Below are 12810 nucleotides of genomic sequence, written 5' to 3'. Positions count from 1 at the left end.
GGAAGGTTTTCGTAAAACTCCATCCGTGGATCCGATGAGGTAACCCACATGGTCAGCACCCCCCGCTCCAGAGCCCTGCTCATCATCGGTACCGCTCTCGCCGCGATGATCGCGCTGGTCGCCCCCATGGCCGGCACCGCCGCCGCGGCTCCCGCCCCAGGCCCGCTCGTCTGGTCGGACGAGTTCAACGGGGCCGCCGGCAGCGCCGTCGACTCGTCGAAATGGCGATTCGACATCGGCGGCAGCGGCTGGGGCAACAACGAGCAGCAGTACTACACCAACAGCACCCGCAACGCCGCCATGGACGGCTCAGGCAACCTGGTGATCACCGCCCGCCGGGAGAACCCGGCCAACTACCAGTGCCATTACGGCACCTGCCAGTACACCTCCGCCCGCCTGCTCACCTCCGCCACCTTCACCCGGGCCTACGGGCGCTTCGAGGCGCGCATGAAGCTGCCGCGCGGCCAGGGCATCTGGCCGGCCTTCTGGATGCTCGGCAACGACATCGGATCGGCCGGCTGGCCCAACAGCGGCGAGATCGACATCATGGAGAACATCGGCCGCGAGCCCAGCACCGTACACGGCACCATCCACGGCCCCGGCTACTCCGGCTCCGGTGGCATCGGCGCCCCGTACTCGATCTCCGGCGCCTTCGCCGACGCGTTCCACACCTTCGCCGTCGACTGGTCCCCGAACCTCATCATCTGGTACGTGGACGGCGTCGAATACCAGCGCCGCACGCCGGCCGACCTCGGGGGCAACCGCTGGGTCTTCGACCACCCGTTCTTCATGATCATGAACGTGGCGGTCGGCGGCTACTGGCCCGGCTACCCCGACGCGTCCACGACGTTCCCGCAGACCATGACCGTCGACTACGTCCGCGTCTACGCGCCGCCCAGCGGAGACACGGGCGGCGGCCGGATCACCGGCTTCGGCGGCAAGTGCGTCGACGTCGCCGGCGCCGCCACCGCCAACGGCACCGCCGTACAACTCTGGGACTGCAACGGCACCGCCGCCCAGAACTGGACGTGGAACAGCGACGGCTCGGTCCGCGCGCTCGGCAAGTGCATGGACGTCACCAGCGGCTCCACGGCGAACGGCGCGCAGGTGCAGTTGTACGACTGCAACGGTACGGGGGCGCAGCGGTGGACCTACAACTCGGGGACGGGCCAGATCGTCAACCCGCAGTCCAACAAGTGCCTTGACGCGACCGGGGTCAGCTCGGCCAACGGCACCCGGCTCCAGATCTGGGACTGCACCGGCGGCGCCAACCAACGCTGGACCCGCACCTGACCCCACTCCCGTAACGCCCCAGGTCTGGGAATGGGCCCCACCCAGGTCAGGAGCCCACCCACACCGGCATCACCCAGCCCACCGGCCCGCCCGTCGACGCCCCAGGCCCAAGGCCATGACCTGGGGGCGCCGACGGGCGGCCACCGGCGCGCCTCCCCCTCTTCCGCGCCACCCCGCCCACCGCACGAGCTTCCCCCGGGAGAGGAGCGGGGAAAACGGGAGGGAGCAGCGCCGGCAGAGCCGTGACATCCGACCCACGACGAGACGTCTTAAGACTCACGACGAAACGTCAGTAGGACGCGCGACGAGACGCTGCCAGACGAGCGACGAGGCGCCGTCAGACGGGGGACGAGGCGTCAGGGGACAGGCGACAAGGCGCTGCAAGACGGGGACGAGGCGTCGAAGACGCTCGATGGGGCGCGGGAAGACCCTTGACGGGGCGATACGGGCGACATGCGACTCCGGGAGGGCGAGGTGACATGCGACCCAACGAGCGACACGCGGGTCACCCCCAACAAGCGACCTGCACGCCGCCCACCCCCAACAAGTGACTTGCACGCGGCGCACCCCAACAAGTGACTTGCACGCCGCCCACCTTCCAACAATCCGACTTGCCCGCCGCCGCCCACCCACAACCCAGCGGCATACGAGCCTTCACACGAGTCGGCCCAGGAGGCGTGCGGCTGTCAGGGCCTGATCAGCTCAGCCCTTGCTCCAGATGGACGAGATGCGGCCGCCCTCCGTGTCCACGATCGTGGGCTGGTATCCCAGCGCCTTGAGCTGGGTGGACTTCAGCGTGTAGGACACCTGCGACAGGTTCAGGTACTCCTTCAGCCCGGCCGTGCTGCCCTTGCTCCACACGGTGGTGATGAGGTTGCCCGGCTCGACGGCCATGACGACGGGGCGCAGGCCCTGCCGCGCCATGGTCAGCAGCTCCTTGCCGCGCTCCTCCACGGTCTGGCCGATGGACACCTTCACGGCGCCCGTGGCGGCACCGGCCACCCACACGGCGGCATAGAGCGGCTTCTCGACCGTGCCGTACACGTCGAGCGAGGCGACGCCGAAGCCGGCGGCGCTGAGCTGGGCGTTGACCTTCGCGAAGGTGTCCTTGGTCATGGCCAGCTTGGACTGGACCTTCTGGGTCGTCTTCTCGAAGACCGCCGCGAAGACGGTGCTCGCGCCCGAGCCGGTGCCGGTGATCGCGGTGGGCTGGTAGCCGAGCTTCAGCTGCTCGGCGATGCGCTTCTGCAGGTCCGTCGTGGACAGGCCCTGGAGGACGTTCACCTTACGGGTGGCGTCCTTGACCCAGACGGACAGGTACTGCGGGTTGGCCGCGTTGGAGACGCTCAACGCCTGGGGGACGTAGCCGGTGCCCAGCAGCTTCTTGACGCGGTCGAGCTGCTGGGTCGCGTTGAGGGTGTAGGTCAGCCAGTCCAGAGGGCCGCTCTGGACGGTGGTCGCGGTGGTGGTGGTGCGCTGTTCGGCGATCGCTGGGGACGCGAGAGCCAGCATGGGCGCGGCCGCCGCCGCCACAGCGGTGGTGAGGGCGACGATTCTCGGGGTCCTCATGATTCTCCTCAGGTAAAGGTTGTCCCAATTCCGGACGAGGAGCGACCATAACAAAGGATGAGGGACAGTTCACTACCTGTCACCAGAATTTCCACATTTCGGTGTCAGAAAGCTGGAGGCCCAGGAGTCAGGGATGCCGCCTCCCGGCCACCCCCACTTCACGCCTCCGCACCGCCATGCCCCCCGCCCCACCGCACCTCCGCGCCCCGCACCGGCCGTCGCCACGCACCGCCGCATCGCCGTGCCTCCGTGCCTCCGCACCTGCCGTCACCCCGCGCCCCCGCACCGTCGCCCCGCATCGCCGCGCCGCTGCGTCTTCGCTCCTGCGCCCCGTGCCGCCGCGTCTCTGCGCCTTCGCGTCTCCGCCCCGGTCGTCGCCTCGCATCGCAGCGCCCCCGCGCCGCCGCGCCGCCGCGTCTTCGCACCGGCCGTCGCCCTGTGCCCCGCGCCGCTGCGCCCCCCGCATCGCCGCACCGCTGCATCGCCGCGCCCTCCGCCTCTGCATCGCCGCGCCCCCGCGCCCCCGCGCCGACACGCCGACACGCCGGCGTGTGGGTCGGCGCTACGGCTGTGTGCCTGATCTGGGCGCCCTTTCCGGGCCCCCTGCTACGACGTGAGCTCCGCCCGGAAAGCGTCGGACAGGTTGCCGCCCGTGATGATCGTCGCCAAGGGCCCGTCGGCGAAGTCGTGCTGGAGCGCCCCCGCGACGCCCACCGCGCCGGACGGCTCGACCAGTAGCCCCAGCGTGTCGCGTACGACGTGAACCGCCCGCAGGATCGCTTCCTCCGGCACCATGACGACGTCGTCCACGTAGTCGCGCATCCAGTCGACGGCCGCCGGGACGGGCTCGCGGACGGCGATGCCGTCGGCCATGGTCGCCGCCTCCTGGGACGGCACGGGCCGGCCCTCGCGCCAGCTGTGCGCCATCGCCGGGGCCGCGGCGGCGCACACGCCCACGATCCTGGTGCGTGGCGAGCGGGCCTTCATCCAGCAGCCGATCCCGCTGATCAGGGCGCCGTTGCCGACGGGCACCAGCAGAGTGCCGACGTCCATCGGGGCCAGCTCCACGGCGATGGTGCCGGCGCCCTCGGCGATGCGCGGATCGTCGCCGTCCTCCACGAACAGGCACTCCGGATGCCGGTCGGCGTATGCCCGCGCCTCGGCCTTGGCCGCGTCGAAGTCGGCGCCGGCAAGCTCGACCCGCGCGCCCAGGTCACGCATCGCGGCGACCTTCGCCTGGTTGGCGGTGGTCGCCGCGAAGACCGTCACGCCGATCTGGCGGGCCCTGGCCGCGTAGGCGATGGCCTGGCCGAAGTTGCCCGCGGACGCGCAAACCACCTGCCGCCCGGGCGGCAGGCTGCGCATGAAGTGGTCGGCGCCGCGGCCCTTGAACGAGCCGATCGGGTTGAGCGTCTCGACCTTGACCGCGATGTCGCGGCCCAGCCGCCGGGAAAGCCCGGAATGGACGTATTGCGGGGTGTGGAGGAAGGAGGGATCGATGAGCTCGCTCGCTTGCTCGATGCTGTCGAGCGACAGGCCAGGGGTTTTCACATCGCCTATCGTATACGTTTTTCGGCGGCGATCGGCCTGTGGCACCGATACGCTAGGCGTGCGCTCGGGAGTGCCGGGCGCAGACGCCACGACGGAAGTCCGCGACCACCGATGAGCTCTCCCGACCCAGCCCCGCAGGCGATCCAGCGCAACGAGCCGCTACGCGAGGCGGTGTACGCCCGGATCGTCGATTCCATCCTGTCCGGGCACTATCCGCCGGGATCCTCCATCACGGAGGCCGCGCTGAGTCGCGTGCTGCAGGTGTCCCGCACCCCGATCCGCGAGGCCCTGCTCAGGCTGGAGTCAGAGGGGGTGCTGTCGTCCGCCCTGGCCAGGGGTTTCACCGTCAGGGCGCTGGACCGCCGGGAGGTCACCGAGCTCTACCCGATCCTCGGCGCGCTGGAGGGCCTGGCCCTCCGCACCGCCCACGCCCCGGACGCCGCGGCGATGGACACCCTGCACCGCACGCTCGACGAACTGGCGGGCTGCGACGACGCGGTGCGACGCTGGCGGCTCGACACCGTCTGGCACGGAGTGCTGGTGGCCGCCTCGCGAAACCAGCATCTCGTGTCGCTCACCACCCAGCTCCGGGTCAACCTGTCGCGTTACGAGCTGACGTTCATGCGCGAGGTCCGCTCCCGCGACGCCGTCAACCAGCAGCACCGCGAGATCCTCGCCGCCGTCGTGGCCCGCGACTTCACGCACGCGGCGGAGATGGTGGAGGAGCACTGGCGGGAGAGCATGGAGCTGGTGCTGACCTGGCTCACCCAGGAATAGCCGCAAGTGGCTGCCTGGCCGGCAGCGTCGTATACGAAGGTCGATACCGCTGCCGCAGTCAGCCGGCAGCGGAATGGGGTACGCCGGTTCGAGGGCGCTGGCTACGCTGCCACGCATGACCGAGACTTGGAATCCCGGCGCCGAGGGGGTGCTGCGGCTGCCCTCCGGCCGGCTCGTACGCGGGCGGGGCCTGAGGCGGCCGCTGCCGGAGGGTCCGCGGCCGGCGTTCGGCCTCTACCTGCTGGGGCGCCGTCCCTCGCCCTTCGAGTGGGAGCATCGGTGGTTGCGCTGGCCCGACTTCCGGCTGCCGTCCGACCGTGACGCGGCCGCCGTCGCCTTGCGGGAGGCGTGGGCCCGCTCCGAGTCCGAGCGGGTCGAGGTCGCCTGCGGTGGCGGGCGCGGGCGCACGGGCACGGCGTTGGCTTGCCTGGCCGTGCTCGACGGGGTGCCGGCCGACCAGGCCGTCGCGTACGTGCGCGAGCACTACTCGCCACACGCCGTGGAGACCCCCTGGCAGCGCCGCTTCGTCGCCCGCTTCACGTAGGCGCCCGGCTTCAGGTCGCGGCGGATCCCGGCTGCCCGGTACGAGAGCCTCGCACCGCGGTTCCGGAGTCGGGGCGCACGCCCAACCGTCAGGTCACGTTGAGCGGCTCCCTGGCCGTCTCGGGCGACTCCGTGCGCGACGGTGAGCGGGTGCCCAGGGTGAGTCCGGCGGCCAGGCAGATCAGCGGGATCGCCGGGATCACGTACCGCACGTCGAACGCGGCGAGGAACGGCGGCGACACGACCAGCGCGAGCGCCGCCACCCCGGGCAGCAGCGCGTCCCACCGGCGCCGCACCAGCGCGGCTGCGAGCACGCCGACCAGGGCCAGCATGAGCAGGGGGAACGGCACGTACCCGAAGCGCTGGTACGCCCGCAGCCATCCCGCGAGCGGCTCCACGACCCTGGTGGCGGCCGGTCCCCCCTCGTACGACTCCGCGATCCCCCGTACGGACTTGTTGAGCGGGCGCTCGTCGGAGGGGAACTTGTACGGCGTCTTCTCGTCCACAGCCGTACGCTCCCAGCGCAGCAGCTGCGTCAGGTCGGTCGCTACCGCCGCGAGGTAGTCGCCGGGCTGCGCCAGGATGGCCTGCCTGGCGAACTCCCCGGCGAGCTGGTTGCGGTGGGCCGTCCCCGGCACCTTGAGCAGCGGCGAGAAGCTCTCCCACAACCAGTGCGGCGGGTACGGGCGCTGCCCCACCGGCATGTTCGGGCAGAGCACGGCCAGCCGCTCGGGCGGTTTGATCACCGAGCAGTCGGCGAAGCTCATGGTCCTGGACCACAGGAAGTTCCCGTCGGCCTCGGTGAGCGCGAACTTGCCCTTCTCGGCCTTCGTCCACGTCGCGTACGCGCCCAGCGGGATGGCGCCCGCCACCAGCAGCGCCACGATCGGACGCCAGCCGTACCTCCTGATCAGCAGGTACGCGGCCGTCAGGATCAGCAGCGGCAGGCCGACCGTCCTCGTGATGCCGGCCAGGCCGAGCAGCAGGCCCCCGGTGGCGGCCGTGGCGGGGGTGACGCGCCAGATCACGAGCAGGATCGCGACCGTGACCAGCACGATGAAGACCGCGTCCGCCATGATCATGTGCTCGAGCAGGATGAGGAACTCGTCGTACAGCAGCGGCGTGACCAGCAGGGCCGCGCCCCAGCCCGGCAGGCCGCGGCGGCGCAGCAGCGCGTACACCGCCACCGCGAGCCCCAGCATCAGCAGGTGCTGCAGGACCGTCACCAGGGTGAGGCTGTGCGCGGGGCGGAGCACCGCGAGGAGCAGCGAGTAGCCGGAGGGCCGGGTGGTGCCGGGGGCAAGCTCCTCGCGCAGGAACGCGAACGAGTCGCCGAAGAAGAGGATCGACGGCGGGAAACCGAGCACGGCGAGCAGTCGCAGCGCGATCGCGGGCAACATGGCGATGACCAGGGCGCGATGAGCCAAGGTGGATCCGCTTCCTCGTGTGTCCGGGCCCCTTCACAATAGGAGCCCCCACAATAGTGGGTGTTTCGGACACCGATCGGACCGCCGACCCGGGCGAGGCCCGGACGCCGTGGCAGAGGCCGGGCGACTCGCCAGGGTGTCAGGGCAGCGGGTCCACGAGGATTCCCGGGTCGAGGTTGCGCAGGATGTCGGGGCGGTCCGTCAGGATCGGCCACCGGGTGGCCCGCGCGCATAAAATCACGTGCCCCGCCGCGATGTCGCCCGACCCGTCGAGGATTTCCGCGACGTCCGGCACCTTTCCCGCCGTGAGGTCGTCGACCTGTACGGCGGGGCTGCTGATCAGATCGAAGAGTTCGACCTTGGTGGCGAGCGGCACGATCGAATAGACCAGCGTCAGGGCGGTCGCGGGAATGCACAGCCCGCCGCCCCGGTAAAGGCACAGCGCCGCGATGCTGCGCGAATGGTTGGTCTTGGCGACCGCTATGTCGACGAGCGCTCCCACATCGAGAACGCGCCCAGGCAGCATGGTCAGTCCTCTTGATTCCGATGCAGGCCGAGCCCGCGCATCACGTCGTCGGAGATCCGGTCCACCTGAAGCGCGTCGGCCGCGCGGTCCAGGTCTTCGCGCTGCAGGTTCCAGCGCTGGATGAGGATGGTGGCGTGGGTCATGTTGCCGACTTCGCGCTCCACCGCCGCGCGAATCACGTCGGAAATCATACGGCCATCCGAGCGGGCCTTCTGCTGAATGGCATCAAGCGTCGCTTTGTCTAAATTCACGATGATTGATGCGGTTTCCTCTGTCCGCTCTCCGGGAGAAATCCGGGGAGCGGACATGGGCCACGACGGTGGGGCGGGGGTGTCGGAGGCTTTGTCGTTGTCCACGGAATTCCGCCGTGATGGAATGGGCATCGCCATACGCACGACGGTAGTCCTGTAACGCCGCCGCCGACAGTCACTCAGCGAGACTCCGGAGGAGTCCACATGCACCGCGTCACGGCGAAAGACGGCACTTCCATCGCCTACGACCGCCTCGGCGACGGCCCGGCGATCATCCTCGTCGGCGGAGCCGCGGCCGACCGCTCCGCGAACGCGCAGCTCGCGCAGGAGCTGGCCGACCGGTTCACCGTCTACACCTACGACCGGCGCGGCCGGGGCGACAGCGGCGACACCCTCCCGTACGCGGTCGAGCGCGAGATCGAGGACATCGCCGCGCTCATCGAGGCGGCGGGCGGCGCGGCTCACGTGTTCGGGGCCTCGTCGGGCGGCGCGCTCGCGCTCGAAGCCGCCGCCGCGGGGCTGTCGATCGCGAGGCTGGCGGTGTACGAGGTGCCGTACGCGATGGAGCCCGGCTGGCTCTCCTACGTCGAGCGGCTGCGCGCGCTGCTGGCCGATGGGCGCCGCGGCGACGCGTTCGCGCTGTTCATGGTGTCGGCGGGCGCCACGGACGAGATGGTGGAGCAGGCCCGCGAGTCGCCGGAATGGCCGCGCATGGAGGCCCTGGCGCCGACGCTCGCGTACGACGCCGCCTGCCTGGGCGACGGCCGGCCGCCGGCCGAGCGGCTGGCCCGGATCGCCTGCCCGACGCTGGTGGCCACCTGCGGGACGGGAAGCCGTCCTGTGGCCTGGGGCGAGCCCCGCCACGACGCGGGTCCGACCGGCGTGCGCGCCGCCGCCGCGGGCTCGATCGCCGCGCACACCTCAGGCTCGATGGCCGCGCGCATCTCCGGCGCCGCCGCGGACGCGATCGCCGCGCACGTCCCCGGCGCCGTACGCGAGACCGTCGAGGGCCAGCCGCACCTGGTCGACGCGAAGGCGTTCGCGCCCGTCCTGGCCAAATTCCTGGGCAAATGAGCCCCCACACGAGGTAGACCCAGCACTACTGACCACCCTCCCACCAGCGGATACCGTCGGAGAGTGCTCGACAGGACCGCGCTGGAGGCGCTCACGCAGCGGCCGATGACCTTCCTCGGCTCCGCCTGGCCGTGGCGCTCGGCGGCGTACCTGCTCGGCAGTGCCGTCCCCGGGGTGGCCGCCGTCGCGGTGGCGCTCGCCACGGTGGCGCTCGCCACGGTGCCGCTCGGCCTGCTCGCGGTGCCGGTCGTGCTGGCGTTGAGCGTGCCCCTCGTCGCCTGGTTCGAGCGGCGGCGGCTGCGGCTGGTGGACGGCGTGCCGCTGCCGGAGGTGCCGGACCGGCGCAGGCGTGAGGCCGGGGTGGCGATCATGACGGTGCTCGCGCTGTGGTGGATCGACCTGATCATGCTGGCCTTCACGGTCGCCGGCCCCGTGGTCCTCATCCTCTCGCCGGTCGTCCAGCCCACCACGGCGTGGCAGATCGCCACCGCGGCGAGCGTGGCGGGCGTGCTGCTGCTGCCGGTCGCCGCGTACACGATCACCGCCTGGGGCGGCGCCAGAGGCGCGATGGTGCGCGCGGTGCTCGCGCCGCAGGGCTCGGAACTGGCCGAGGTGCTGCGGTCACGGGCGAGGCTGGTGGACGCGTTCGAGGTGGAGCGCCGCAGGATCGAGCGTGACCTGCACGACGGCGCGCAGCAGCGGCTGGTCTCTCTGTCGATGACGCTCGGCCTGGCCAGGCTGGATTTGCCGGACGACTCGTCGGCCGCGCAACTGGTCGGGCGGGCGCACGGCGAGGCCAAGCAGGCGCTGGCCGAGCTGCGCGAGCTGATCAGGGGCGTGCACTCGCAGGTGCTCACCGACCGGGGGCTGGGCGCGGCGGTCCGCGACGTGGCGGGGCGCTCGCCCGTGCCGGTCGACGTACGCGTGGAGCTGGACGGCCGGTTGCCCGCGCCCGTGGAGGTCACCGCGTACTACGTGGTCAGCGAGGCCCTGGCGAACCTGGCCAAGCACAGCCGGGCGACCGCGGCCGCCGTCACCGCGCGGGTGGAGGGCGGCACGCTGGTCGTCGAGGTGTACGACGACGGCGTGGGCGGCGCCGACCCGGGCGGCGGCACGGGGCTGACCGGGCTGGCCGACCGGCTGTCCGTGGTCGGCGGAAGACTGTCCCTGTCCAGCCCGGCCGGAGGGCCGACCCTGATACGAGTGGAGATCCCGTGCGGGTAGTGATCGCCGAGGACGCCGTGCTGCTGCGGGAAGGCCTGGCCGGGCTGCTCGAACGCTTCGGCCACAGCGTGGTCGCCCAGGTCGGCGACGCGCCCGCGCTGGTCGCCGCCGTCGGCGAGCACCGCCCCGACGCCGTGGTGACCGACGTGCGCATGCCGCCCGGCTTCGCCGACGAGGGGCTGCGGGCCGCGCTGGAGCTGCGCGCGCGCGACCCGCACCTGGCGGTGCTGGTGCTCAGCCAGTACGTCGAGCAGACCTACGCGGCCGAGCTGCTGGAGTCGGGCGACGGCGCGGGCATCGGCTACCTGCTCAAAGACCGCATAGGTGACGTACGCGAGTTCGTCGAGGCGCTCGACCGGGTGGCCGGGGGCGGCACGGTCGTGGACCCCGAGGTGGTGCGCCAGCTGCTGAGACGCCGGCGCGACCCCCTCGCCCGGCTCACGCCGCGCGAGCAGCAGGTGCTCGGCCTGATCGCCGAGGGGCGCACGAACGCGTCGATCGCCAAGGAGCTGTTCGTCACCGAGGCGGCCGTGGCCAAGCACATCGCCAACATCTTCGCCAAGCTCGACCTGCCGCCCGAGTCCGACGGGCACCGGAGGGTGCTCGCAGTGCTGGCCTACCTCAGGTGACGCCCCAGCAGAGGCTCGCTCCTCAGGTGATGCACAGTTCGTTGCCCTCGGGGTCGGCGATCGTCACCCACCAGTTGGGCCCCTGGCGGCCACGGTGCAGCACGGTCGCGCCCTTGGCGGCGAGCCGCTCGACCACGGACTCGATGTGGTCGGCCCCCACCCGGATGTCGAGGTGCACGCGGTTCTTGACCGTCTTGGGCTCGGGCACGAGCTGGAACAGCACCCGTGGCGCGCGTTCGAGACCGTCGGGGTGCCTGATGGCCGCGCCCGCCTTCCACACCAGCGCGCCGTTGTGCCGGGTCGTGTCGTCGTCGGTGGCGTGGCCCTTCTCGATCATGTGACGGATGAACGTCTCATCCTGGGGCTCCACCTTCCATCCGAGCGCGTCGGCCCACCAGTCAGCCAGCGAGTGGGGGTCGCTCGTGTCGATCACGACCTGGAAGTCATATGCCATGGGTCGATCCTAAAAGTAGGGTTCGTTGGCATGAACGAGCAGTGGCTGGAAGTCGGCGACCGGGTCTACGTCCGGCGCCACGAGTCGTTCGACATGAACGTGGGTCTGGTCGTGGGCGACGGGCACTGCCTGGTGCTCGACACGCGAAGCTCCCACAGGGAGGCCGCGGACCTGGTCGACGCGATCAGGAGGATCACCGGCAGCCCGTGGACGGTCGTCAACAGCCACTCCCACTTCGACCACTACTTCGGCAACGCGCTCTTCGGCCCCGCCGAGATCTGGGGTCACGTCAGGTGCGCGGAGGAGATCGAGCAGTACGGCGAGCAGCAGCGCGCCGTCATGATCGAGAGGCGGCCCGAGCGGCGTGACGAGTTCGAGGAGGTCACGATCGTGCCGCCGGACCATACGTTCACGTCCGCGGCCAGCCTCGACATCGGCGGTCGCATCGTGCACCTGCGGCATTTCGGGCTCGGGCACAGCAGCAACGACGTCGTGGCGCACGTGCCGGACGCGGGCGTGGTGTTCGCCGGCGACCTGGTGGAGGAGGGGGCGCCGCCCGCGTTCAGTGACTCGTACCCGCTCGACTGGCCGGCCACCACGGCGGCGATGCTGGCCGAGCTGCCCGAGACGGTGATCGTGCCGGGACACGGCGCGGTGGTGGACCGCGCGTTCGCGCAGGCGCAGCACGACGAGCTGGCCCTGGTGGCCGAGCTGGCCAAGCGGGCCCACGTCGAGGGGTTGCGCGACCTGATCAAGCTCTTCCCCTATCCGGAGGACGTGACCAGGCAGGCCATCGAGCGGGCCTTCCGTCAGCTCGACTCCTGAGCTATATTGCAAGTTGCAATATAGAGGGAGGCACTATGGCGCAGCGCCACAGCTTGGTGGGCCTGACGGTCCTGGCCCTGCTCACCGTGCGCCCGAGCCACCCGTACGAGTTGCACCGGTTCATCATCGACACGCACAAGGACTACGTCACCGGCCTGCCGCGCAGCCTCTACCACGCGGTGGAGCGGCTGGTCAGGGATGAGCTGATCGTGCCCGCCAAGACCGACCGCGAGGGCCGCCGGCCCGAGCGCACGGTCTACGAGATCACCGACGAGGGCCGCGAGGAGCTGGCCACCCAGCTGTGCCGGCTGCTGGAGAAACCCGAGCCGGACCGGCGCGGCTTCGTGGCAGGCGTCTCGCTCCTCGGCTGCCTGCCGCCGGGCGAGGCGCAGCGGGCCCTGCGCGGGCGCGCGGCCACCATCGAGGGCATGCTCGCCGGCATGGACGCCCACATGAGGGCCATGGCCGGCAGCGGCATGCCCGAGATCCTCATGGTGGAGGTCGAGTACGAGCACGCGGTCCACACCGCCGAGCTCGACTGGATCAGGCGGTTTCTCGACCGGCTCGACAAAGGCGAGCTCGACTGGCCGACCACGGCCGCGGTCGAGCCGTGAAAGAGGCCGCCGGAGTGCGCCAACACCCCGGCGGCCGACATCCGAACAAGGCG

Annotated in this window: 14 protein-coding genes; 8 read left to right on the top strand and 6 right to left on the bottom strand. The window is 71.2% G+C overall.

What is annotated here, in order from left to right; translation table 11 throughout:
• Window positions 1-48: 48 nt before the first annotated feature.
• Window positions 49-1293, top strand: coding sequence for a glycoside hydrolase family 16 protein (locus FH608_RS06020; RefSeq protein WP_139629256.1), 1245 nt, complete (start codon window positions 49-51; stop codon window positions 1291-1293).
• Window positions 1294-1995: 702 nt separating this feature from the next.
• Here FH608_RS06020 and FH608_RS06015 read toward each other — a convergent pair.
• Window positions 1996-2862: a hypothetical protein gene (locus FH608_RS06015; protein ID WP_139629254.1), complete on the bottom strand. Its 867-nt coding sequence runs from the start codon at window positions 2860-2862 to the stop codon at window positions 1996-1998.
• 606 nt (window positions 2863-3468) lie between these two features.
• Entirely contained in the window at window positions 3469-4413 is a 945-nt protein-coding gene (locus FH608_RS06010) for a threonine ammonia-lyase (protein WP_139629253.1), read from the bottom strand.
• A 111-nt stretch (window positions 4414-4524) separates the two neighbouring features.
• Here FH608_RS06010 and FH608_RS06005 point away from each other — a divergent pair, with 111 nt between their 5' ends.
• Both FH608_RS06005 and FH608_RS06000 read left to right on the top strand, forming a co-directional pair.
• Window positions 4525-5190, top strand: a complete 666-nt coding sequence (locus tag FH608_RS06005) for a GntR family transcriptional regulator (RefSeq protein ID WP_139629251.1) — start codon at window positions 4525-4527, stop codon at window positions 5188-5190.
• 115 nt (window positions 5191-5305) lie between these two features.
• Window positions 5306-5734, top strand: a complete 429-nt coding sequence (locus FH608_RS06000) for a protein-tyrosine phosphatase family protein (RefSeq protein ID WP_139629249.1) — start codon at window positions 5306-5308, stop codon at window positions 5732-5734.
• Window positions 5735-5822: 88 nt separating this feature from the next.
• Here FH608_RS06000 and FH608_RS05995 read toward each other — a convergent pair whose 3' ends face one another.
• From FH608_RS05995 to FH608_RS05985, 3 genes are all read right to left on the bottom strand, one after another.
• Complete coding sequence (locus FH608_RS05995) at window positions 5823-7160, bottom strand: hypothetical protein (RefSeq protein WP_139629247.1); 1338 nt, start codon at window positions 7158-7160, stop codon at window positions 5823-5825.
• A gap of 139 nt (window positions 7161-7299) precedes the next feature.
• A complete protein-coding gene (locus tag FH608_RS05990) occupies window positions 7300-7686 on the bottom strand; it encodes a hypothetical protein (protein WP_139629246.1) in 387 nt (128 codons plus the stop codon).
• Between the two features lie 2 nt (window positions 7687-7688).
• The gene (locus FH608_RS05985; protein WP_139629245.1) at window positions 7689-8075 is read right to left on the bottom strand and encodes a hypothetical protein; all 387 of its coding nucleotides are present in this window, start codon (window positions 8073-8075) and stop codon (window positions 7689-7691) included.
• 66 nt (window positions 8076-8141) lie between these two features.
• Here FH608_RS05985 and FH608_RS05980 point away from each other — a divergent pair, with 66 nt between their 5' ends.
• From FH608_RS05980 to FH608_RS05970, 3 genes are all read left to right on the top strand, one after another.
• Entirely contained in the window at window positions 8142-9011 is an 870-nt protein-coding gene (locus FH608_RS05980; RefSeq protein WP_139629244.1) for an alpha/beta hydrolase, read from the top strand.
• 63 nt (window positions 9012-9074) lie between these two features.
• Window positions 9075-10235, top strand: coding sequence for a sensor histidine kinase (locus tag FH608_RS05975; protein WP_139629243.1), 1161 nt, complete (start codon window positions 9075-9077; stop codon window positions 10233-10235).
• Complete coding sequence (locus FH608_RS05970; protein WP_226899048.1) at window positions 10226-10864, top strand: response regulator; 639 nt, start codon at window positions 10226-10228, stop codon at window positions 10862-10864. The genes FH608_RS05975 and FH608_RS05970 overlap by 10 nt, the downstream gene beginning before the upstream one ends.
• A 22-nt stretch (window positions 10865-10886) precedes the next feature.
• Here FH608_RS05970 and FH608_RS05965 read toward each other — a convergent pair whose 3' ends face one another.
• Window positions 10887-11318, bottom strand: a complete 432-nt coding sequence (locus tag FH608_RS05965; RefSeq protein WP_139629242.1) for a VOC family protein — start codon at window positions 11316-11318, stop codon at window positions 10887-10889.
• Between the two features lie 30 nt (window positions 11319-11348).
• Between FH608_RS05965 and FH608_RS05960 the strand changes: the two genes are divergently transcribed.
• Both FH608_RS05960 and FH608_RS05955 read left to right on the top strand, forming a co-directional pair.
• The gene (locus tag FH608_RS05960; protein WP_139629240.1) at window positions 11349-12143 is read left to right on the top strand and encodes an MBL fold metallo-hydrolase; all 795 of its coding nucleotides are present in this window, start codon (window positions 11349-11351) and stop codon (window positions 12141-12143) included.
• A 35-nt stretch (window positions 12144-12178) separates the two neighbouring features.
• Entirely contained in the window at window positions 12179-12757 is a 579-nt protein-coding gene (locus FH608_RS05955; RefSeq protein WP_139629238.1) for a PadR family transcriptional regulator, read from the top strand.
• Window positions 12758-12810: the final 53 nt, after the last annotated feature.

Origin of the sequence: Nonomuraea phyllanthi, assembly GCF_006334985.2 — a bacterium.
In the GTDB taxonomy this organism is placed as follows: Bacteria; Actinomycetota; Actinomycetes; order Streptosporangiales; family Streptosporangiaceae; genus Nonomuraea; species Nonomuraea phyllanthi.
The sequence above is the reverse complement of the archived record's forward strand: the minus strand, read 5'-3'. Positions and strand labels throughout refer to the sequence as shown.

Bases quoted from the DNA above. Each gene is read 5' to 3' on its own strand.
- FH608_RS05985 (WP_139629245.1), bottom strand. From the start codon at position 8,075: ATGGCGATGCCCATTCCATCACGGCGGAATTCCGTGGACAACGACAAA.
- FH608_RS05965 (WP_139629242.1), bottom strand. From the start codon at position 11,318: ATGGCATATGACTTCCAGGTCGTGATCGACACGAGCGACCCCCACTCG.
- FH608_RS05960 (WP_139629240.1), top strand. From the start codon at position 11,349: ATGAACGAGCAGTGGCTGGAAGTCGGCGACCGGGTCTACGTCCGGCGC.
- FH608_RS06005 (WP_139629251.1), top strand. From the start codon at position 4,525: ATGAGCTCTCCCGACCCAGCCCCGCAGGCGATCCAGCGCAACGAGCCG.
- FH608_RS06015 (WP_139629254.1), bottom strand. From the start codon at position 2,862: ATGAGGACCCCGAGAATCGTCGCCCTCACCACCGCTGTGGCGGCGGCG.
- FH608_RS06020 (WP_139629256.1), top strand. From the start codon at position 49: ATGGTCAGCACCCCCCGCTCCAGAGCCCTGCTCATCATCGGTACCGCT.
- FH608_RS05990 (WP_139629246.1), bottom strand. From the start codon at position 7,686: ATGCTGCCTGGGCGCGTTCTCGATGTGGGAGCGCTCGTCGACATAGCG.
- FH608_RS05955 (WP_139629238.1), top strand. From the start codon at position 12,179: ATGGCGCAGCGCCACAGCTTGGTGGGCCTGACGGTCCTGGCCCTGCTC.
- FH608_RS05980 (WP_139629244.1), top strand. From the start codon at position 8,142: ATGCACCGCGTCACGGCGAAAGACGGCACTTCCATCGCCTACGACCGC.
- FH608_RS06000 (WP_139629249.1), top strand. From the start codon at position 5,306: ATGACCGAGACTTGGAATCCCGGCGCCGAGGGGGTGCTGCGGCTGCCC.